Source organism: Tardiphaga sp. 709 (genome assembly GCF_032401055.1).
Lineage (GTDB): Bacteria > Pseudomonadota > Alphaproteobacteria > Rhizobiales > Xanthobacteraceae > Tardiphaga.
The window spans coordinates 17,990-41,073 of record NZ_CP135530.1 but is presented as its reverse complement, the minus strand read 5'-3'; the positions used below and the strand labels follow the sequence as shown (position 1 = coordinate 41,073).

Here is a 23,084-nt window from a genome sequence, read left to right as displayed (position 1 = left end):
GCGCTCAAGGCTTGAGTGATGCGCCTGATTTACTTTGGGCGGCGGCTCCGCTCCACGCGTCGGATGGGATGGGCCGGACAAGCGTGCCGGGGCGCGCGTTCGTCATGCCGTCCACGATCAGCCGTTCGCCACCTTTGAGGCCGTCATCGACTGCCCAGGTCTGTCCGATCTGTGTGCCGACCCGAATTCGCCTGACAGCGACTTTGTCGGCGTCATCGACGACGAGAACGAACCTGCCGTCGCGATCCTGCTCGACAGCATTGACGGGAACGATGGGGCGCTGTGATGCGGCTGCTGTCCGGACGACGACGGTGAGAAATTGCCCGGGGACAAGAATGGAGCGTGGATTCGGGAATTGGGCCCAGACGGGCAGGGTGCCGGTCCGTGGATCGAACTCGTTGCCGACAAACTCGATCATGCCCGGCTCCGGATATTCGTCTCCGGAAGTCAGGCGAAGCCTCGGGATGAAGCGTTTGGAAAGCTCCTCGGTGCTGGCGTCGATGGCGCCGGCGCGAAGCTGCAGGATAGCCCGGTCGCTGACCGAGAAGACGATGCGGATGGGGTCAATCTGTACGACACGGGCCAGTGGCGTCGAGGAGGGGCCGATGAGGCTGCCGATCGAAAAATTGGCACGGCCGATGCGGCCGGTGATGGGCGCCTTGATGCTGGCATATCCGAGGTTCAGCTCGGCCTGCTTCACATCGGTCTCCGCCAGCAGGACGGAAGCGCGCGCCGTGTCACGCGCGGCCGTGACCTCGTCCAGCGTGGCTTGGGCAACGGCATCGGTCTGGCGCAGCCGCTGATTTCGTTGCAGTCGCCCTTCCGCATCCAGCAGCGTCGCCGTTGCGCCGCCAAGCCGGGCCTGCGCCGCCGCGAGAGCAATTTCCAGCGTGGTCCTTTCAATTGCAAAGAGGTCCTGGCCCTCGGTGACGAGTTGCCCTTCGTTGAACAGTCGCTCGTCGAGGAAGCCGTCGACGCGGGCACGAATATCAACAGCATTCTTGGCTTCAACGCGCCCGATGAATTCGCTGTTCGGCGAGGTATCCGAAATTTCGACGGTCATCACGCTGACAACCGGCAGCGGAGTTTCGGCCAAAGCGTACGATTCGGCGAACAGAGCAGCCGTGAATAGCGCCATGGAGATGCCGAAGGTGAAGGATCTTTGGCGTATTGGACCCGCAAGGCACATTATGTGACTCCCCAACCGTCTCGCACCGAATACTCGACAAAAACGGTTCGCTCGATCTGCTTGAGATCGAGCGGATCGGTCGTCGGCAAGGTGCAGACAAGAGCCCTGGCACAGCTATCCACGCTGCTCGCGTGTTAAATCTATGCGTCGGCCCGGTGCTCAGGTCGCCGTCGTGGACGCTGCCGGTCCTGCCTGAGCCGGTGGTTCGGCGGTTGCCTTGGCGAGCGCGTTCCGGAGCGCCTGCTCCTTGGCGTCGTCGAGGGAGGTCTTCAGCACGGTGCCGCCGGCGTCCTGGATCTCCTTAAGGACCTTGTCTGCCGTGATGCTCTTGATGAGGACGAACAGTGCCGCATTTCCCGGCTGTAGGGTCGCCGATAGCTCCTTCATGAACTTATCGTTGATCCCGTAATCCGTCAGCGCACCGCCCAAAGCGCCGGATGCGGCGCCGAGTGCCACGCCGAGAAGCGGGTTCAGGAATAGCACGCCGATCAAGAGCCCCCAGAAGCTTCCGGAAGCCGCACCGGTCATGGTGGTATTCATCAACTGGTTCAGCTTGACCGGACCGGCCTCGGTTTTCACCGCAATGACAGCATCGCTGATCGTGATCAGATACTCCTTCTGCAGTTTAAACAGGCGCTGCCGCACCTCTTCGGCCTTTTCCTCGGATGGATAGATAATCGCGACAAGATCCGACATTTCCATTCCTCCTGACTGACAAAGTTCTTCTGCGACGGTTACACCCGGCTGCCGCCGTGGCTCTCAGCTGCATGCCTGCCGCAAATCGGAAGACACATCCGGTCGGCGCGCATCGGCTCAGATGAAAGGCAACGTCAACAATCGATTTCAAAGTAAGTCTATGCTGATGAGAGGCCAAAGCGCCATCGGATGATCCACTTAGTGACCCGGGGGATTTACTGAGGGGAAAATTGAGGGTCCGGATCAAACCTGAAAGACAAGCTGATTGCACAAAAGGCAGCTTTAAGGGACTATCTGCGGATGCGGTTAGACGTTCCCCGCAGAGGCGAGCCTCAAGAAGTGCGGCAGACGCCTGGTTCGCGAACTCATGACGGACCGCTGGTCAGATTATATCGCCGACATTCAAGGTCCAGTCAGTTTTACGCGAATTGCATACCGAACCAGTTCGGCGGTGCAGGAAAGGCCGAGCTTGCGCATCGCCGACGCGCGGTGAGCCTCAACCGTTTTCACACTAACGGTGAGAAGCGCGCTTGCGGACTTATTGCTATGCCCTTCGGCGATAAGTTGAACGACATGCTGCTCGCGCGGGGACAGTGAGACCTCCGATCTGTCTTGGTTGTTTGCGACGTAGTCGTGAAGTAGTTTTTCCAGGGCGATGCCCGTGAAGTACGGCCGATGGCCAAGCAATGCCTCGATAGCTGCGACCAAATGATTTCGGGCATCTGACTTCAATACAAAACCTCGCACTCCAGCCAGCAACATTTCGGCGAGAACCTCCTTGCTCTCGTTCATTGTCAGGATAAGCACCTGCGTACTTGGGCATTGCAACTTAATCTGACGGCTTACCTCCAAGCCGTTCATGGCGGGCATCGAGTAATCGACGATGGCGATATCTGGCTTCCTCTCTTTGGCGACGGCAACTGCATCTATGCCATTGCTGGCTTCTCCGCTCACCACCCAGTCAGCGTGGGCTTCAACGATGGCGCGAAGTCCGGTTCGCACGACTTCATGATCGTCTGCGATTAAGATGCGCTTCACGGCGCCGTCCCCGCTCGCTGGATATGACGATATGCATCTTGGAGGTAAGCCGACTGCAAAGTGTCGCCTTACGATGAGGGCCTGCGCCGGTGTCGCAGGAGAAAAAGCGGAACCTGCCGACGCAGACGCGATCACTCCGCATTAATCTACGGTTAGGCGTATTCTGGAGTTACGGTGATCGACATGGGTATCCGCAAAACTACTAAGCAGGCGACAAATTGTTCACGGCGCCAGTTCCGGCAGCGGCATTCATGCCCTGCGATGTGGGCACGAAGCCTAGCGCATACATAGCAAGTAATTAAAAGTTCTCCTGTAGCGAAGAACACGTCCTCGCATGGCGATGCGATCGCGAATGACGACCGGTACAATTTTGCTTGACGTCGATTCAATCAAGGGTACCACTAAGAGAAATCTACCTAAGAGAACGATCGTATTGACCTTAATGATTATCTGCTCATAGCTCGATCTAAAGCGCATCGGACACATGATGTCCCACGACTGCCACGTAGACGAATCGCGTGCAAATCATGTCCGGGCGAAGGTCGTGGTTCACGACGCTTGCGACGGCACTGCTAGTGCGCGAACAAAGTTGAGACCTGGCAAGTCGAGTCTTGCAACACGGCTTTTGGCGCTGCAAGACGACATGCAGCAACGGATCGCATCAGACCTCCACGATGCCACTTGCCAACATCTGCTGGACGTGAGCTTCAGTATGATGCGAATGAGGCGTGCCGCCGCTGACGTCGGCAGCGCCATAGAAGTGTGTGACGTGATCGATGCGCTGATCCGTCGAGCCCTTAAGGAAATCAGGGCGTTTAATTATCTGTTGCATCCCCAGAATTTGCTCGACGGGTTGAAGTCCGCGATTGAGCGATTTGTAGTGGAGCTATCATCGCGGGCTTCGCTGGAGACGCACCTTAAGATCGATGCTGCGGTCGATGAATTACCGTATGAAACGCAGCGGTCGATGCTGAGAGTTGTCCAGGAAGCTCTCGCGAACGTCCTCAGGCACGCGAAAGCGACGCAGGTAAATATCTCGATCAAGGCAACCGACAATAACATCACGCTTCGGATTAGCGATGACGGCTGCGGAATGCTGGCCTCCCGGGCGAAAGATAACATTAGAGCAATTTCAGTTGGCGTTGGAATTCCGTCAATGAGGGCGAGACTGGATCAGCTGGGAGGCACGTTTGAAATTCGGCCGTCATACCCGGCGAAGCGCAGCGGGACTACGGTGTACGCGACCATTCCACGAGAGCCCTTAAAAGCCGGCCTCCGATCATCGCCCAAGAAGAATTGTAGCGCCGCTAAAGAACGGCGGCTCGCGACTGCAACAGTGGATGCTTAGTAAGTAAAGAGAATTCCGAAAGTTAGCCCGCTTCCCGTGCAAAAACGAAACCGGAGCAATAATACATGAAGCGGATATTGATAGCCGATGATCATGACGCGGTCCGGGCTGGTGTTCGTGCAGTATTGGAAGGTCGCCCCGGTTGGGAAATCGTCGCCGAAGCGCGGAACGGTAAGGAGGCCATCTCCTGTGCCATACAGGCGCAACCGGATGTTGCCATCATTGATTACTCGATGCCGTTCATGACCGGCATCGAAGTCGCGAAGCAAATCAGGGAGCGCAAGCTCGTAACCGAGGTGCTCATCTTCACGATGCACGATTCGGTTGCTCTTCAACTTCAGGCATCTGAAGTTGGCGCTCGCGGATTCGTGCGCAAGTCGGACGCCAATAAAATGCTTCTGGTGGCGGTTGAGTCGCTCATGCATCACAAATCATACTATGCCGGTAAGGCTTACGGCGAAAATGCCGCCGCCGAAGACAGAATGGAATGCACAGGCCCGTCTCTCTCACCACGAGAGACGACAATCGTTAAGCTTATTGCTGAGGGCTATAGCAATAAGCATATAAGCGCGGCGTTGGGCGTGAGTGTCAAAACGACTGAAACACATCGAGCGGCGGCCATGCGAAAGCTCAATATACACTCCACCGCGGGCCTCGTTCGGTATGCTGTTAAGGCCAATCTTATCGAGGCTTGATGAGGTCTACATCGCCGCACTTGATACGACCGATTTCAGTTGCAGCTTATCAAGCACGTCGTTTCGTTCGGCGGAACTCGCGGTCGGGCTTGGTGCCCGTCGCATCTGCTTGACGTCCAGAGCATTAGCTATCACCATTCCGATGCCGCCATCGAGGCATGCCGCTCCATTGCAGCATGGCCCTGATCGAAAGTTAGCGCTTCAACGAAGACACGGCAGAGGTCGCGGAGGCGCGTTCAGAATGATGGCAGAGAAGGAAAATATTCCATAATGAATGTTATGCGACTCTGAGAGAGTTGTAGCCAAGCCGCCCTCCTTGCCGATTTGCGCGCGGCGACCCAGCCAGCAATCGCTCCTCATCGAGGGTCAATATAGGGAACTGACGCCATTGATCAGCCGTTTATCTCGATAGCCTTGCGTTCGTGTCGCAAGAGGCATCCTTCGATCCAGATCAAGGGAGACTAATATGGCAAGTGCACCTGACCGCGATCCCCGCCATCACACTCAGAAAATGCGTAAAGCGCTGGATGATATCAGAAACCATCTCCGCGAAGATGTCGCGAAGGTCGACGAACCTCAGCTCAAGGCCGTGTTCGAGACGTCGGCAGAAGTTTTAGGCGGTTTGAGCAAAGCGTTTGAGGACTATGAGCGCAAGAACGAAGCCGCATGGAAGTGATTGACCTGCCGTTCTAGTCCGACTGTCTATGATGATCGCGCCCCGTTCCGCGGCGCTATGCGGGGAGAAGCTGACCTGCCACCCCGCAGAGGACGACTACGAGCCATGGTGGCGTTTTCCAGCCGAACAGCAGCACGAATGCACCCAGGCAGAGAGCATAGTCGAAGCGGTTGGTAATGCCCGCCGTCCACACCGGGTCATAGAAGGCAGCGAGTAACAATCCAACCACCGCCGCATTGACGCCAGCCAGCACGGCCTGAGCCCCTGCCTTCTTGCGTAGACCGTCCCAGAACGGAAGCACGCCTATGACCAGGAGGAAGGAGGGCAGAAAGATGCCAGCTAAGCACACCAGTGCGATCTGCCATCCGCCGATGACCGTGCCTACGTAAGCGGCGAATGTGAATAGAGGACCGGGGACGGCTTGCGTGGCACCATAGCCCGCAAGGAAGGCGTCATTGCTGACCCACGTCGGCACAACTTCAGCCTTGAGAAGCGGAAGCACGACGTGGCCACCACCGAAGACGAACGAGCTCACGCGATAGAAAGTGTCGAATAGCTTCAGGACGGCGTTGTCGGTCGCAGCTGCGAGAACAGGCAAGCCTGCCAGTAGGCGACAAATACGATCAGCGCAGCGACACCCGCTGCTCGGCTGACGGGAAGTGGCAACACGGTCTCATCGGTTGGCCGAGCGCCCTTGATGCAGAACAGCCCAACCACACCGCCAAGCACGATACCCCCGATCTGCCCTAATGCAGTGGGCACGATGATCGCGACGGCCATAGCGACGATGGCAACTGTCGCTCGGACGCGATCCGGGGTCAGCGTTCGTGCCATGCCAAGGATAGCCATCGCGACTACCGCGACAGCAGCCACCTTCAACCCATGAAGCCACCCGCCGCCCCAGTCGCTCCCGACTGCAGCCAGACCATAAGCAAAGAGGATGAGTGCAAGGGCAGATGGCAACGTGAATGCGGCCCACGCAGCAAGCGCACCGACGTAGCCAGCACGTGATAGACCGATGGCGATCCCGACTTGGCTCGAAGCAGGCCCCGGCAAGAATTGGCAGAGGCCCACCAGGTCAGCGTAGCTGTTCTCGCTAAGCCACTTCCGGCGCTCAACGAATTCGGAACGGAAATAGCCCAAGTGCGCCACAGGACCGCCGAACGATGTTAGCCCAAGCTTGAGGAAGACGAGGAAGACCTCAACTGCGCTACCTTTGGCCACTGTATCGTTCATTTGCTCCAGCCCACACTATGCCCCTGCTGCCACTGCCAATGAAGGCGGGGCCGGTAAGCACTTCTTCACCTTGCAAGCGATACCCTGCCCGTTCCCAGCCGGACGGTGAGATCATGTTGGCAAGCGACAGACAAGGGGCTTCGCGGGTGCAAGCGCTCGACTTGCTTCGCCTCATAGCCGTGGCGGCAGTGTTGTTCTACCATTACGGGTTCTGGGGGCCATCCTCCCATGACGTGCCGCGGGTCGCGCTTCCATGGATGGCGAGCTTCGCGCAGTACGGCTTCCTCGGTGTCCCCGTCTTCTTCATCATCAGTGGCTTCGTGATCGCCTATTCAGCGGAGGGTCGGACAGCCACCGGGTTTGCCATCGCCCGCTTCAGCCGCATCTACCCGACGTTTCTGTTCTGCATGACGCTGACATTCCTTGCTATCTTGACGCTGGGGCCGCCACACTTCGACACCTCGTTTGCCCAGTGGTGCGCCAACCTCTTCGTTGCGGCTCCTGCGCTTGGTCATTCTTACATGGACGGGGCCTACTGGTCGTTGGTCATTGAGCTGTCATTTTATGCCTGGGTGGCTGTTCTCATGGCAGCGAAGGTCTTCCCGCGTCGTCTTGATCACATTATCCTGATCTGGCTCGGCATTACATTTGCGAACGAACTGACCATCGATGCCCCGATCTTCGAGAAGCTCTTTCTCGCCGATGATAGTGGCTTCTTCGCTGTGGGCCTTGTGATATACGAGTTCTTCCGAGGTCGCCGCGATCCCAAGCTCTACGCCGTGCTCGCGCTCTCGGTCGGCACCGCAGTGTTCCAGTCCCTGCATAAGCTAATTCGGCTTGGTCCCCACACGGGCGGCACGTTCGACCACGCTGTGGTGGTTGCGATCTGCCTTGGATCCATTGCCATCATCTTCGCTGCAACCCGCCTTCGGCGCGTTCCTCTGCCCGCAGGCTTGGTCGTGGCCATCGGCGGACTAACGTATCCGCTCTACCTTCTCCACATGCAATTGGGCTACGTCTTCCTGATGAGGTTCTCTTCCACCGACGCGGTATGGGCAGTTTCCATAATCATTTCTGGCCTTGTGCTTCTCTCCTGGATCGTCTGGCGCTTCATCGAACGGCCTGCTCATCGTTGGGCGAAAGACGCGCTCATCGCGCAAGCGATAAGACGGGGCTTGGAAGTCACAGTCGCTAGGATCCCGGAGCCGACAGCCATTGAGCGATCGCCGGCATAGGCCGCGCACGCCGTGGCGGGAGATGCGTTTCGACGTCCGTACCGCCCTAAGATAGGTGTTTGTTCCAGATTGTAAGTTATGCGAATTTCACTCGAGCCTCCGCGCACTGCGGTAGTATACGGGTCTCGCTGTATTGCTTTTGTCGCTTTTTGTTCACGCGGAATGCTGACGCAGGTCGCACCAGTGGCAGCAGTCGCGCGGAAGCAGAAGTGCTGGCGCTTACCTGATGGTTGATCATAAGGGACCACAAGTATTTTCAGTGTGCGGCCGGATGCTGAAATTACTTGTCATTCCGACCCGCACTCTCAGGATCGGCGTTTTTAGAATGGTCTCCGCCATCTTGCTTGTTCAGGTCCCCAAGCCAAAGGACGGGCCCCCGTAGCTTGCCGTCACGAGTGCCGATCCGTGTGTCTAAATACCTGCCGAGCGCCCCGAGCGCATTCAGCAAAGTGCAAAAGTTTGTACGCACCGCAGGAAAATTCGGTAGCCATCGGCCCCACGGCGTCGAATGTAAAAAGCGGCGCATTGCTCGATCCCGGCGTTATGCAAACAATACACCATCGGCGCCGGATTATTCCCCATGTCTGGGAAATTTAAGCGACCGAAGTGCCGATAGCGGTGAAGCAGTTGCACTATCCGTTCTCATCACTCCGACTGGCGCCTAACGAGAATTGACAGGGTCGTCGAAGCGACTGTCATCCCGCCAGCAATCAGGTCGACTTTGAGGCCGTGCTCTCCGTCCCGTTGCGCAAGCTTGCCACCGGCGTAGGCGAGGTAGTTCGCCTTTCGCTTCTCGATAGTTTTTGTTTCGAGGTTCATCAGCGTTTTTCCATCCCGATCGACGATGCGCATCCTGAAAAAGCTGCCGGCCTCGACGTTGATCGCCCAAACCCAAGCGATGAGCGGTTGGGAAGTTTTCGGTGCTGGAGGTGACCCTTCCCGAACGAGACTCGCGATCTCAGGCGGACTAGGAGCGAGTCCGGCCAGTAGGATCCCCGAAGCAGATCGGGAAAGCGCATTCCGGGCAGCAGGCTCGAACAGGCTTCCCTCCGTGTCACCGCAAGCTTGTCGACCTTGTCCGAGGGGCCGGCCCGTCAGCGGTTCGATCGGCCTACCGTACCGTCGGACCGACAAGTGAACGTGCGGAAATTCGGCTAAACCCGATGAACCGATCAATCCCAAGCTGTCGCCCTTTTTCACGTGCGCTCCAGGCCTGACGACAATGCTGCCTTTCTTGAGATGGCAATATTGCGAGACTAAACCCTCGGCGTGCTCCACAACTACGCCGTTCCCGCATTCCTGTCCCGCTGTAGCCCCGTAATGCGCTTTGTCGTAGATGCGGTCCATCATGCCGTCCCTGACCCGCGCGACAGTCCCGTCGGCGGTTGCGATTACAGGCATTGGGCGATCGATATCCTTGAGCGACCGGACCCGAATGTCCCAACCATCGTGCCCTTGGTACGTGGCGTTGCCACAAAGCGGATCGAACGCCTGGTCGGTCGGATCGACGTCCGGCATCTGCTGCACGAAGCAGGTCTCGCCAAGCACACAGTCGACAGGCAGCCCAAGATTGAGTGATGATGTGTCTTCTGCACGTGAGGGTATACTAACCGCAGCAACGAGCGAGATCGCGAGCATCGCAAGGCCGCTTCGACCACGGGCGGCGCGGAGCGACTTCACCGTTAGCATTTTCATCGCCAGACTGGGTAACAGGCGCTACTCCTCCCGGAATGATTTCATCATCTGATCCGTGAACGGCTTGATCAGGTAGGAAAGCGCCGTCCTGTCGCCGGTGGTGAGAAAAACCTCGACGGGCATACCGGGAACGATCGGCTTGCCTGCTACCTGTCTTTGGCCGCCCGCAATGGCGATGGTGCTGAGATAGTAGGTCTGACCGCTGGCTTGATCCAGTGTCGCCGCCGCTCCGATCGTTTCGACGGTGCCTGCCACTTCCGGCGTGGTCCGCTGGTTAAAGGAGGAGAACCTTAGTCTCGCTGGCTGACCGGCCGTGGCCTGGTCGATATCGGTAGGCGACAGCTTGGCTTCGACGACAAGGTCTGCCGTATCCGGAACGATCGACATCAATGTCTCCTTCGGCGCGATCACGCCGTTTACCGAGTTGACGGCGAGTTCGTTGACGATGCCAGCGATTGGCGAGCGGACCACCATGCGCGAAAGGCGGTCCAGCGACGCGACGATGCGCTCCTGCAGCTCGGCGAGCTTGCCATCGACGTCGCGCATATCGCGCTGGCCGTCCGTCCGCGCCTGCTGATCGAGTTCGATGATCTTAATTTTTGATTCGCTGATCTGCCCTTTCACGCGGGCAATATTGGCATCGATTTCGCCCCTGAGCCCGTCGATCTTGACGGCGTCGCGCTCCATGGTGCGGATCTTTCCAATCTCAATGAACCCCTTATTGTAGAGCGGCGTCAGGCGTTCGAGATCTTCCTTCACCATCTTGCGCTCGTTTGCGTTGGATTCCTGCTGGGCGAGGAGGCCGTTGATCTGTTCTTCGAACTGTGTGATCTGCAGCGACAGTTGATCGCGCCTGGCCTCGCGTACGGCGCGGTTCTCGTCGAAGAGCCGTCTCTCGCCTCGGGCGATCTCCGCCGTGGCGGGAGCACTTTCGAAGTCGGACTGAAAGACGATCGCCGCGGCGCCGTCGCGCTCGGCAGCATGCCGTGCCCTCCGGCCCTGGAGTTCCGCCAACTGGCCCTTGAGCACGCCGAGTTCGGCCTTGGTCTGGGTTTCGTCGAGACGGATGAGAATATCTCCGGCCTTCACCGCGTCTCCATTTGTGATTAGAATCTCGCCGACGATGCCACCGTCCCTATGCTGAATCAGCTTAACTTGTTTCCTTACCGCCACCTTACCCTGCGCGATCACCGCGCCGGTGAGTTGCGCATGCACCGCCCATCCGCCGCATCCTCCGAACAGGAGGATAGCCAACACGATGATCGCCACCACTCGCGAGCGAATGCCGAGGGATTTCTCGGTTGCGGATGGCCTCGCCGACGTCGCTTTCATGTTCTTCTCCATGCGCTTTCCGGCCACCGGCCTTGATCCTCATGCGTGCTGGTTGTGTTGCGCGTTCGTCGCGAGCACGAAGTTTGCTTCGGTTAGGTCGATGTTGCCGTCGAGCACGATCTCGAACTCGTGCTCCTGCGTGCCGTCGAGGTTGCCCGTGACGACGGTGATCTGTTGGTCGTCGGAGACAATCTCGTGGTGGTAGGTCACCGCGCCGACCTCTTCAAAATTAGCCTCGCCAGCACCTGCGAAGAACAGTTTCTTGCCCGCGAAATCGTCCGGCTGTCCTACCCTGGATAGGTCGAGCTTGTCGCCCACGCTAAAATCCAAGATGTGGTCGCGGGGTCCTCCGTCGTTCTTCAGCGATCCAACGTCGCGGAATACGAAGGTGTCGTCGCCATCGCCGCCTTCCATGATATTCACGTGAACGTCGGCTACTAGGCGGTCGCGACCATGGCCGCCCCGGACGTTCTCGATCTCAAATATCTGCGCGGTCTGTCCGTTACATAGGACGACGACGCCGTCGGGCAGATCGACGTCTTCGTCGAACACGATATCCGACAGATCCAACGTGTCATTTCCCGAGCCGCCAATGACGATGTCGTGGCCGCCCTCGGAAGTCACGATCACCACGTCGTCGCCGCTGCCTGCGTCGATCGTGTCATCACCAGCACCGCCGGCTATAATGTCGTTGCCTGCTCCTCCGTCGATATGGTCGTCACCCTCCAAGCCTTGGATGGCATCGTCACCGGCGTCGCCTGAAAGCGCGTCGTTGCCGCTGCCGCCGTCGATGTGGTCGTCCCCTTCGCCGCCCTGGATGCAATCGTTACCAGCGCCACCTACGACGGTGTCGTCGCCCGCTCCGCCGGCGATCGTGTCGTTGCCCTCCCCACCGAGGAGCCTGTCGCTGCCCGCCCCACCGTCGATATGGTCGTTGCCTTCCTCGCCGTCGATCGTATCGTTGCCGGCGTCGCCCTGAAGGGTATCATTGCCCGCCCCGCCGAAGATGACGTCGTTGCCGGCGCCGCCGGATGCGAAGTCGTCGCCGTCATCGGCAAGGATCATGTCGTTGCCATCCTCGCCGTAAAGGACGTCATTGCCAGCGCCTCCGAACAAGATATCGTTTCCGGCACCACCGAATATGACATCATTGCCAGAGCCCCCTATCAGCACATCGTCACCGTCGCCGCCGACAATTCGATCGTTGCCTTCACCCCCGTAGATCGTGTCGGCATCCTCGCGTCCATAGGCGATGTCGTCTCCCGCGCCGGCATCGATCGTATCGGCATGCGGCGTGCCGATCAGGAAATCGTTGCCGTCGGTCCCCTGGATGTCCTCCACGCGAGCGAGGTGAAGATTGGCATGCGCCGTTTGAATTATAGAGGCCGTGCCGTCGGAAATGCGATATCCGAACTGCACCGGCCCCGTCTCGTCGTGCTCGGGGGTGTATAACCAGCGATCGGGTCCGAGGACCTGCAGCGAGCCATGATCTACAGTGAGAGCCTGCACCGACAGTGCATCGCCGTCCGGATCGCTGGCGCCGATCAATAGTTGGCTCATCGAGATGACGATGGCCTCATTGACGAGTCCGCGACCAAGATCGACGGAGCCCGAGAAAACTGGAGCGTGATTGTTGCGCTTCGGCGGATCGATAAGCTTGCCATCCGGCGGGAGCTTAGCGTCATCGTGCGGCGTCTCACCGTGAACGGTCGGATCATGTCGATCGCCTCCTCCTCCTCCGCCACCACTTCCGCTCCCGCTGGCAGGCTTGGGTTCGGCCGCGCCGTACGACTCACGGGGCGCTGCGGGAACATTCTGATTTGCGGGAATCAGCGATAGCCGCGGCCCCTCCGTCCTGGCGAAGGCAAGCCCGTCGAGATCGACGGCGGTTAGATTCCTTTCGTTCATCGACCCCGACGTGAAACCGAAGGCACGCATGAGCTCGGAAGAACCGGGGCTGCGTTGCGGTGAGGTCCCGACCGAACCTGTCGTCTCCGGCTCGGAAGCGGCAGTCTCCGGTACTGGAGGTGTCGGTTTGGCACGCGACGCCGCGTCATCGTCGCCGCCGATCACCTGCTTCAACAGCAGCCCCCAGGTGGCCACCAACATCGCTGGGACAATGGAGCTGACGCGGCTTCGCTCTGCGATCAACGCGAACCGCCTGGCCGGCGCGTCGATGGCACTGCGATCCGGAATTCCCAATGAAAGTCGCTCGTCCATGGTCACCTCCCACCCGCTTCAGTTCAGGTCACGCCGTCGCCGCTGCCGGGAATGGGATGGGCCGGGCCGGCTCGGCGACAACTTTGTCCTTCGGGCCGAACGCCACTAACTTTCCATTTTGCACGACGCCGACGTAATCGACGGCGGCCAGAGCTTTGGGTCGATGTGCTATCAGCACAACCACGCCGCCTCGAGCCTTAACGCCTTCGATGGCCTCTCCGAGAGCTGCCTCTCCCGGAGCGTCGAGGTTGGAATTAGGCTCGTCGAGCACAACAAGGAACGGCTCGCCGTACAGCGCCCGCGCCAATCCGATGCGCTGCCGCTGACCGGCGGATAGCGCTGTGCCGGACGGACCTAACTCGGTTTGGTAGCCCTCCGGCATCCGGGTGACCAACTCGTGGATTCCGGCGGCCTTCGCCGCGGCGATGATCTTCCGGGCGTCGGGCTCCTGCTCGAACCTCGAGATATTCTCAGCGATGCTGCCGTCGAGCAGGGAAACCTCCTGCGGCAGATAACCGATGTGCTCACCGAGCACGTCGGGACGCCACTGGTCGAGGTCGGCATCGTCTAACCGCACCTTGCCCCTGAGGAGAGGCCAGACTCCGACGAGACCTTTGGCAAGAGATGTCTTGCCGCCGCCGCTGGGACCGATCAGGCCCAGCGCCTCGCCTGCCTTCAGTTCGAAACCGACCTCGCCGACCAAGACGGATCCGCTGCCGGGAGCCACAACCGTGATGTTCTCGACTTTCAGGCTGGCGCAGGGCGCGGGAAGCGGCAGGATATGAGCGCTGTCTTCGGTCGCAGCGAGCGTCTGCTTGAGGCGGCGAAAGCTGCGTCGTGCGGCCGAGATGACCTTCCAGTTGCCGATCGCGGAATCGATCGGCGCGAGCGCGCGGGATGACGCCACCGAGCAGGCTATGATGGCTCCCGCCGACAGCTCGCCTTTAATGGTGAGAAAAGCGCCGAGCCCGAGCAACGCGGACTGCAGCATCATGCGCAGCACCTTCGACATGCCCCCGAAGCTGCCGGTGATGTCGCTGGTTTTTGTTTGGAGAGCGAGATGCTTGGAATTGGCCTTCTCGAAGCGGGCTACGGCGCGACCACCGAAACCCATAGCGCGCAAGATGTCGGCGTTGCGGGCGTGCGAGTCCGCCAAGGTCGAGCGCAGCACCGCCGCCTGATGGGTTTCGCCGCCGGCGCGGCGCGTCATGAGTTCCGTGGCCACGGTGAGCGAGATCAGTACCAGCGCGCCGCCCAGCGTTACCAATCCGAGCACAGGGTGAAGGAGATAAACGAAGCCGAGGAATAGCGGCATCCAAGGCAGGTCGAAGAAGGCTACGGGGGCTTGGCTGCCGAGAAAGCCGCGCACGACATCGACGTCGCGACCCCGCTCGAGCGCCTCGGAGGTGGAATAGCCGTAACGCGCCATCTCGATGACAACGTGGTGCGCCAAGGGCGCGAGTTTGGCGTCGAGCCCGGCGCCGACGCGCACGAGTATCTGCGACCGCAAAATGTCGAACATGCCCTGAAAAAGGTAGAGTCCGATGGCCAACGCGGAGATCGCGACCAACGTCGGAATGCTATGGCTGGTGAGGGCCCGATCATAAATCTGCAGCATGTAGAAAGAGCCGGTGAGCGCCAGGATGTTGATCATCCCGGATGTACCCAGCAAAAAGATGCCCATGGTGCGGAAGCTGCCGATCGAGTTGGCCGCGGCGTCAGCGTTCTTCCGTTTGGTCTTGGTCATTGGATACTCTCCCTGCCCTCACCCTGCCGGGTGAGTTCTGGTCGCTCCGGGAGGCTGCCTCCCGGAGATCGGCTTGAGTCCCGCTTAGTGTACGCCGTTGAAATCGGCAGACGTCAGGGTGTGGCTTCCTGCCCCCAGATCGATCTTGAAATCGGCCGTAGCATCGCCATTGGTGTTGCCGGACACGAAGGTGTGCTCCGCCCCTTCCTTCACTTCTTGGGTGACGATGACCTGGCCGGCGGCGGTGAAGACGTTGCCGGCAAAGAGCACGAAGGACTGGGTGCCGCTCGCTCCCGTATTGGCGTCGATCGCCGACAGGTCGATCTTATCGCCGGGCTGGAAGCCCTTGATCGTGTCGCCGTTGGCGTCGGCCGCCGAGCCGAACACGAAAGTGTCGTTGCCGGCGCCGCCGTCCATCACGTTTGCGACCGAACTCGCCAAGATCGTGTCGTTGCCGGAGCCTCCAATGAAATCCTCGAAGCCGAAGATCTGATCAGTTCCGCCCTGCACGCTCGATACGCTGCCATGCTGGCCGATGCCGTTGCCGAGATCGGCAGTGATGTTGGCGGCGATCGCGGCGTAGTCCAGCGTATCCTCTCCGTCGTCGCCGAAGTAGGTGTCGTTGCCGTCACCGCCTGTCGCGATGAAGCGGTCGTTACCGGATCCGCCGTAGACGGTGTCGTTGCCGACGCCGCCTTCGAGGGCGTCATCCCCGGCGTCGCCGAAGAGCCGGTCGTCGCCAGCATCGCCGGTAATCAAATCGCGTCCAGCACCGCCGAACAGATCGTCGTTTCCATCGTTGCCGAACACCACGTCGTCTCCAGCGCCGGCTTTGAGCAGGTCGTCGCCCGCCCCGGCCTTGATGGTGTCGGCGCCGTCATTGCCGATGATCACGTCGTCGCCGTCGAGACCGCTGAGAACGTCGTCTCCCGCCGTTCCGATCATCACATCGGCATTTGGCGTTCCGATCTGGCCTTCAGCGATGCCCGGGTTGACGGCCGGCGGGACTGGAGTGGCACCACCGTGGTCACCGTCGCCCGACGCGCAGTGGCCGCCCCCTTCGCCGGACGTGCCGTCGTGGCCATCGTCCGATGAGCCGCCCTGGTCGCCTCCAGACGAACCGGATTGGTCGCCGAGAGGGGGGCTCGTCTGGGTGTCGACCACGTCCTGCGGACGCAGCGTACCTAGCACGTGGTCGTCGCCGCCGCCGCCGTGGAATACGATGCGATGGTCGGATGTAAGCGCCGAGATGTCGACGGCATCGCTTCCGGCGCCGCCGTTCACAGTGATGGTGTTGTAGTTCAAGCTCGTGTTCGAGAAATTGCCGACCACCTGAACGGTATCCCCGGCGGTAGCGCCGCCGTCCGGGACTCCGTTGCCGTTGTTGGCCGTGACGTCGAGGGTGTTGACGGTGATCTCTTCGATGTTGTCCAGCTCGGCGATGACGACGCCGTTACGCGCGACGACGATCTCCGTGTTCGCATTCAGACCCGTGAAGCCCGCATGCGCGGCGCTGCTCCCCGTCCCCGACCCGGCGCCATCCCAGTCGTCGGTGTTGGAGTAAATAGCAAAAGTCTCCGCGGTGTTGTTTCCGGTGACAACGAAGCGGTCGCCCGCGGCTCCGTTGGTGCCACCGTCCACGACATCGTGACCGTCTGGGAGCTCCGGAATGATTGTGATGTTCCCGAATTTGACCGGGTTGGTCACGCTCCAGTTGATCGTATCGTCGCCGCCCCCGCCAAAGACGAGGTCATTACCTCGGCTGCCATTCAATGTATCGGCGTTCGCGCCCCCGACGAGGATGTCGTTGCCGTTCGATCCTGTGATCGACGTGCCGTTGATCTCAGTCACAGTGACCGTGCCGGAAGACGCTGCCAGACCGTCGGTCACCGTGTAGCTGAACGAACCGCCGTTCGGCCTCGCGGGATTGCCGCTCGTGCCGCTATCCGTGACCGTCACGACGCCGGACGCGTGCGTCGCCGACAGACTGTTGAGGTTACCGACCCCCGTGACGGCGAGCGGATTGGGCCCGTCTGTGTCCGAGTCGTTGGCGAGCAGCGCCCAATCCGGCACCACGATGCCGTTAACGACATTGCCGACGTTGGTGTAGACGTGGTCGGCGCCGATGGCCGGCGCGTCGTTGACCGGCACAACGTGGATCGTCGTGGTCGCCACGTTGCTGTCTATCAGACCGTCGTTCACCGTGACATTGACGATGCGGTCGGCCGGATCCGGTGCATTGGAGCTGTTCGAGAAGGTGATCGCTGCGAGCTGCGCCTGATAGTGAGCGAGCGTGTCGTCGCCAGTCAGGTTGAGAGTGATCGTTCCGGGAGCCGAACCGACCGTGGCGATCGAGATGTTGTCGCCGCCGATGTTGTGGGTGTTGAAAGAGTCGCCAGCCTTGGCGTTGGTCAGCACGACCTTTGCCGAATGAATGACCGTGCCGTCGTCGGTGATGGTCGGATTCAACGCGATGGTCGCCGCCGAGCCGCCCTCCGTGAACGTGGTCGTGTAATTCGGGAAGAGATCGCTGTCAGGGGACTGCTTGACGATGGCGACGCTCAGATTGTCGATGGCGATGTAGCCATTGTTCAGGCTGGCAGCGTTGGCGCCGCTGGCGGCCTGATTCGAAGTGCTCGTGACCGCGTCGAACTTGACAATCGCATTCGCCCCGAACGTTTCGCCGGCGCCCTTGAGTGTTCCAAGGTCGACCTGCACCGTTCCGAAGCCGCCGTTGTTATTGGCATTGTTTCCGGAGGTGCTGTTGCCGACGATCGTGCGCATCTCGTGCCAAGATGTCCCGCCATCGAACGAAATCGAGGCCACGACCTTGTCGCCGGCGTCGTAAGAGCTCAACTGATAGGTGAACTGAAGCGTCGCACTGGCGGCTCCCGACAGATCGATCGTGCGCTGGATGCTCGATGTGCCGTTGCCGTTGTCGGAGAGACGGAGCTGGTTGTTTCCCCCGCCAGCTCCTGCGTCGATCTGGATCTTGCCTGTCGTGACGCCGCCGTCGTTCGTTTCGGTCCAGGCCGATGCCCAGTTTTGCGAGCCGTCGTTGTTGCTCCATGAGGGGGAGTTGAAGTTGTCGGCGACGGTCGCTGTTGAGACATTGTAGGCGTGCAGGTCGAGGACGGGCGCAGAATTGAGGAGCGAGACGTCGCGATCGCTAAAGCGCAGTAGTTCCACGCCGACAACGAGGTCGGTGCCGTCGGTTACGACAGGCGTGCCATTAGCATCGACGCCGTTCGGATCTCGAAGGTCGGTGACCTTGTAGGCCGTGACCCTGCCCTCGTGGGCGCTCTCGAAGGAGACAGCCTCGATCCGGTAGTCGGAGTATTGCCCGGTGAAGAGGGCGATGTCCGGTTGCGCTGCCGTCGTCGCATCCGCTCCACCGTCGCCGAGCACGACGTCCTTGAAGAATTCGGTGCGCAGCATTTCGGTGAAGTGCTTGTCGAAGCCCTGCGTGCCCAGGTCCGCATTCGCGAGCAAACCGGCTCCTAGGGTATCTTGGTATCCGACCCGATGCGAGGCGCCCTGGTAGAGGGCATCCTGCAGCCGCAGTGCATCGGTCGAACCGTCGTTGTTGTTGTTGTGGTCGTAGGTCGAGGCAACGCCCGGGGCTGATTCGTAGCGGCCGTTCAGCGTGTCCAACCGGATCGAGCCGCCGACGATGACGTCGTCACCGGCATCGCCGGTCAGGATGTCGCTGCCCGAGCCACCCACGATCCAATTGTCGCCGGCGTCGCCGCCCAGCGTGTCATTAGAGACGCTGCCAACCAGCCCCTCGATCTCAAAGGCCGCCGGGACTGCCTGCGCGGAGTTCACCGCCGCCAACGGGTTGGCCTGCTGGTCGAGATCATAGGCGACGCCGACCGGGCGCGCGTGCTGCAGGCTGAAGTCCATGATGTCGAAGCCGATAGTGCCCGGCTTGTTGCCGTCGTCGGTGATGCCGTCGCCGCCGAGAATCTCGTCGGGACCGGTGCTCAGCGCTTGCGCGATGTCGCCAACCTTGAACCAGTCGTCGCCGGCCTGACCGAACGAGATATCGACGTCGGTGCCGTCCAGCAACATGTCGTCGCCGTTGTTGCCGTACAACATATCGGTGCCGGAGCCGCCGTCCATGTAGTCGTTTCCGTCGTTTCCGTCGAAGAACGGGTCGGTGTCTTGCTCGCCGTACATGATGTCGTCGCCGGAGCCACCGAACAGCTTGTCGATGCCAATACCGCCGTTGATGTAGTCGTTACCGGCCCCGCCGATCACCTGGTCCAGGCCATTGATGTCGGTGCCGCTCGACTCGCCGTACAGGAAGTCGTCGCCCGCGCCGCCGTCGATCAGGTCGGGGTTGTCGCCGCCGTAGATGGTGTCGACGCCGTCCCCACCATAGAGGCGGTCGATGCCGTAGCCGCCGTAGATCTTGTCGTTGCCGGCGTCGCCGTACACGGTATCGTCGCCACCCTGAGCGTAGATCAGGTCAGCTCCCTTCGATCCGACGATGATCTCGTTGGATTCAGCGCCAGAATTCGGCGTGCCGTCGAGGTTGACGCCGCCATTCAGATTATAGGCGCTGTTCGGATCGGTATCGGCAAGGCGGGTGTCCTGGATGTAATGCACACCACCGATCGTGACGACGTTTCCGTCGTTCAAGTTGCCGTGCCCGCCGTTGGAGTAGATGCCCATCGTGCCGTCGTCGACGGCTGCGATGTCGCCGTACTTATGCTCGTTGCCGGTCGTCAGGTATTCCGTCTGACCCGCAGCCAGCACTTCTTTATGGGCGCCGAGGTCGACGTACTGGTCGGCGTAGCCGAAGATGTTGCCGTTCAGGTGGGTCAGCCCGGTGTTGCGTTCCACCATGTCCTTCAGCTGCCCATTGACAATCTCGTCGCCGAAATTGGTGCCGAACAAGCGGTAGAGATAGTAAAAGCGGTCTCCGTCCATCAGCTTCTCGATCTGGTCGACGAAGATGCGATCGAACGTTTCGCCGAGCAGACCGCCTGGCTGGTGAACCTCGGCGAGACCACCGAGCCAAGTGTCAATTTGGTTGAAGGCGAGCGTGCCTGTGCCGCCGACCGCCTCGTCGCCGTTTATGAATCCGTAGGCTTGGTCGAGCGAAATGCCGTAGGTTCCCGCAGCGACCGAGCCATCGACGATTCCGACGAGCGCCTCGGCCTTGGCCAGATCACCGTCGAAGGCGTAAGCGGCGATGAAGTTGGCCAGCGAACTCGGATGCTGCATGTTCTGGCCGAAATCGTTCCAGCTGGTGTATTCGGAATAGCCGAGCGTGTGGCGTACGTCGTTGAGGGTCGGGATGCCGAGGTCGCGGCCGCGGGCGATGTTGATGGCGGCAAGATCCAGAGGCTGGTCGAGCAGTCCCTGATTCAGCGCCGGAGTGACGAACTCGTCGACTTCGTTCATTTGCTGGTGAGACATGCCGAGGATGATCGCGGACGGACCGACGTCGGCGAACTTGTCGGGCGCCAGGAATGCGGCCTTGAGCGCGTATCCCATGATTTTTCCGGTCAGACCTCCGGACGGATCAATGGTGTCGATGGTCTCTCGCAGCGTCGAGTGGCCGAAGCGGAAGGCGGCTTGGGAATATTCTAGCGAGATCGCCGAATCCACCTCTGTGGAATATGCGCCGAACTCTTGGATGTTGGGTGAAACGTTGCGGGCATACTGGTCGACAGCCGCGTGCTGGTATTCCATTTCCACCACGAGCTTGGCGGCGTTGAACATCTTGTCTTGGTCCCAGGAAATAGCGCCGGTGCCATCCAGATAATCGCCGGCAGCGTTGGTGCCATTTCCAGTATCGATCTGGAAGCCGTGCAGCGCGGCATGGGTTGGGTCCGCCGAGACGATGTCTTGCCGGTGCAACGCGTCGATGATGTTGTCGATCTGGTAATTGTGCTCTTCGTGGAAGACATGGTGGATCGAGGTCAGTCCGAAGTTCTCGTTCACCCGGCCATCGCCGGCCACGTAGTGGTCGCCCACCGACGCCATCAGGATCTCGCCGACAGCGTCGTGCAGCGCGCCAGCAGGCACGGTGATGCTGAAGTCGGCGAAGTTGACGAAGGGAAATAGCGCGCTGGCGCCGTTCAGGGTGTGCGGAGTTCCCGTTGGCGTACCGGGCGGCAGATTTTCCATGATCAGAGTCAGCTTATGCGTGCTTGCGTCGATCCCGAAACTGGATCCTGCGCCGAAGTTCGCCTTCGCGTAGGCGTCGATGCTGGCGATGGCGGCGGCGACCTTGGCGGCTTGTGCGGCAGTGCCGTAGCTCGCCTCGCCCGCATTTTGGGCACCGTTGCCGTCGAGATCGTAGAAGCCGCCCATGTGGCCGGCATCAAAGCGCGGATTCATGTCCAGCAGGAGAGCGGAAGAGCTGGTACCGGCAATTACGTGGCCGCCGGCGTCGCGGTTGCGCAGATCGTTGACGTCCTCCCAGGTCAGTGCATCGCGCCCGGTGGCGTCAACGTGGGCGCGCAATTCGTCGAGCGTAGGCAGTGTGTTGTGGGTTTCGGACCCGTCGGCCTTGGTCCAAGCGGTTTCCAGAGTCTGGCCGTCGAACAGGTTCATGCCGGCGTGGTATTGGCCGCTCGCCGGATCCTTGACCCATTCCCGTAACAGGTTCGTGAGTTGCTCGTGTGAACCGTAGGTCTGGCTCTGGTCGATGAACGGCGAAGTGTGGTTGATATATTCAGCGCCGTTCGCGTCCACGGTGGCAACGGTGGCGCGACTGACCGTTATCTCGTGGACCGGCCGTCCGTCCGGTCCCAGCATACCATAGAGAGGGTCGTCGCTTGCCAGCGCGATCCTGATGGTCTGCCCGGACGCCTTTCCGATGAAGTCGAGCCCATGGTCAAAGAACTGACCGAACAACACGAAGAAACCGTTCGACGGCGACACGCCCGGATTGAGCCCACCGATGAAATGGTCGTCTTGCCCTGCAGATGCCGCGAGCCGCGCTTGGGTATCGACTTGGCCGAGGCCGCCGTCGGCCACAGTGCTGAGCAGCCCCCAGTTTAGCACCTTCGCCTCGCCAGTGGAGGGATCGTAGTAGATTTCGTTAGGCTGATGCGCTGTCGCGCCGGCATCTCCCGTGTGGTTGGCCCAAGTGTCGAACGAGACGCCCGCGGTCGTCGTCGTCAGGCTGATCATCCGGGGCGTGTAGTCGACCACGTTCTGGATCTCGATCGGCGTGCCGTCGCTGGCCGTATGGTCTCCCGGCTGGCCGGGCGTCGTGTCGACCTTGATCGTGTAGTCGCCGTTCAGCGCCGGGTTGAAGCCCCCCGTGGCAGCGCTGTAGGACGAATAGTACGTCTTGGCCGCGGCATAAACGCGGTCGGCGACGGCTTGCATCACGGACGAATAGCCGGCGTAGTCGGCGGCTGCCGAGCGGGTGAAAATCTGATCCACCGCACCGAAGCTGGAATTGATCAAGGACAGATTGTTGTTCAGGCCGCTAGGATCGCGCAGTCCGGCGAAGTCGAATTCCGAATAGTAGGACTGGCCCCATTGCGCGATGGCCGCGAGCGAGACGGCGTCGCCGGCGAGGGCGCCACCGGTGCCGATCAGGTTGCCGTGGGCATCATAGATGGATCCGGTTCCGTTCCAAAGGATTACCGCGTTACCGTGCGCGTCAAAGAGCGGCCGGAAATTCACCTGGCTGAGGATGAAGTCGATGTCGGTCTGATCGATGTTGAACGGCTTGAGGTAGTTGGCCATTGGTGCGCTCCTGCCAGCTTCATGGAGACCGAACGGCCGGATCTCCGCATTGCAGAAGCATGTCGAGTGCGTCGAAGATTGTGTAGGGCAGAAGGTCGAGCGAAAGATTTCGCCGATAGTCGGGCCCTACGCATCAGACTAAACGTCCCCCGCTTCGGACTTTGGTCTGATGTCAGATCGACCTTTCGGCGCACGGGCGCCCCTCGGATTTATGTGGCCCGGGGGCTTGAACGTGTTGAGCCCAAGCGGCAGCCA

Annotated in this window: 12 protein-coding genes and 1 pseudogene; 4 read left to right on the top strand and 9 right to left on the bottom strand. The window is 60.4% G+C overall.

The window, feature by feature from the left end:
- Positions 1–4: 4 nt before the first annotated feature.
- From RSO67_RS30100 to RSO67_RS30090, 3 genes are all read right to left on the bottom strand, one after another.
- Positions 5–1,138 carry an efflux RND transporter periplasmic adaptor subunit gene (locus tag RSO67_RS30100; RefSeq protein ID WP_315844473.1) on the bottom strand — a complete coding sequence of 378 codons (1,134 nt, stop codon included), beginning with the start codon at positions 1,136–1,138 and terminating at the stop codon, positions 5–7.
- Positions 1,139–1,348: 210 nt separating this feature from the next.
- Positions 1,349–1,885, bottom strand: a complete 537-nt coding sequence (locus RSO67_RS30095; protein WP_315844472.1) for a DUF1269 domain-containing protein — start codon at positions 1,883–1,885, stop codon at positions 1,349–1,351.
- A gap of 402 nt (positions 1,886–2,287) precedes the next feature.
- Entirely contained in the window at positions 2,288–2,923 is a 636-nt protein-coding gene (locus RSO67_RS30090) for a response regulator transcription factor (RefSeq protein WP_315844471.1), read from the bottom strand.
- Between the two features lie 643 nt (positions 2,924–3,566).
- Here RSO67_RS30090 and RSO67_RS30085 point away from each other — a divergent pair.
- The 3 genes from RSO67_RS30085 to RSO67_RS30075 all read left to right on the top strand — a co-directional run bounded on the left by RSO67_RS30085 (position 3,567) and on the right by RSO67_RS30075 (position 5,642).
- Positions 3,567–4,271, top strand: a complete 705-nt coding sequence (locus tag RSO67_RS30085; RefSeq protein ID WP_315844470.1) for a sensor histidine kinase — start codon at positions 3,567–3,569, stop codon at positions 4,269–4,271.
- A gap of 65 nt (positions 4,272–4,336) precedes the next feature.
- Complete coding sequence (locus RSO67_RS30080; protein ID WP_315844469.1) at positions 4,337–4,966, top strand: response regulator transcription factor; 630 nt, start codon at positions 4,337–4,339, stop codon at positions 4,964–4,966.
- A gap of 466 nt (positions 4,967–5,432) precedes the next feature.
- Positions 5,433–5,642, top strand: coding sequence for a hypothetical protein (locus RSO67_RS30075; protein ID WP_315844468.1), 210 nt, complete (start codon positions 5,433–5,435; stop codon positions 5,640–5,642).
- A 55-nt stretch (positions 5,643–5,697) separates the two neighbouring features.
- On the opposite strand, the pseudogene chrA reads toward RSO67_RS30075, so the two are convergent.
- A pseudogene (gene chrA / locus RSO67_RS30070) lies at positions 5,698–6,878 on the bottom strand (chromate efflux transporter).
- Between the two features lie 113 nt (positions 6,879–6,991).
- Here chrA and RSO67_RS30065 point away from each other — a divergent pair.
- The gene (locus tag RSO67_RS30065; RefSeq protein ID WP_315844467.1) at positions 6,992–8,113 is read left to right on the top strand and encodes an acyltransferase; all 1,122 of its coding nucleotides are present in this window, start codon (positions 6,992–6,994) and stop codon (positions 8,111–8,113) included.
- Positions 8,114–8,758: 645 nt separating this feature from the next.
- Here the strand turns inward: RSO67_RS30065 and RSO67_RS30060 are convergent.
- From RSO67_RS30060 to RSO67_RS30040, 5 genes are all read right to left on the bottom strand, one after another.
- Positions 8,759–9,808: a M23 family metallopeptidase gene (locus tag RSO67_RS30060; RefSeq protein WP_315844466.1), complete on the bottom strand. Its 1,050-nt coding sequence runs from the start codon at positions 9,806–9,808 to the stop codon at positions 8,759–8,761.
- 21 nt (positions 9,809–9,829) lie between these two features.
- On the bottom strand, positions 9,830–11,152 hold the full coding sequence (locus tag RSO67_RS30055; protein WP_315844465.1) for an HlyD family type I secretion periplasmic adaptor subunit: 1,323 nt from the start codon (positions 11,150–11,152) through the stop codon (positions 9,830–9,832).
- Positions 11,153–11,179: 27 nt separating this feature from the next.
- Positions 11,180–13,360, bottom strand: a complete 2,181-nt coding sequence (locus RSO67_RS30050) for a cadherin-like domain-containing protein (RefSeq protein WP_315844464.1) — start codon at positions 13,358–13,360, stop codon at positions 11,180–11,182.
- A 28-nt stretch (positions 13,361–13,388) separates the two neighbouring features.
- The gene (locus RSO67_RS30045; RefSeq protein ID WP_315844463.1) at positions 13,389–15,107 is read right to left on the bottom strand and encodes a type I secretion system permease/ATPase; all 1,719 of its coding nucleotides are present in this window, start codon (positions 15,105–15,107) and stop codon (positions 13,389–13,391) included.
- Between the two features lie 84 nt (positions 15,108–15,191).
- Positions 15,192–22,829: a peroxidase family protein gene (locus RSO67_RS30040; protein ID WP_315844462.1), complete on the bottom strand. Its 7,638-nt coding sequence runs from the start codon at positions 22,827–22,829 to the stop codon at positions 15,192–15,194.
- Positions 22,830–23,084: the final 255 nt, after the last annotated feature.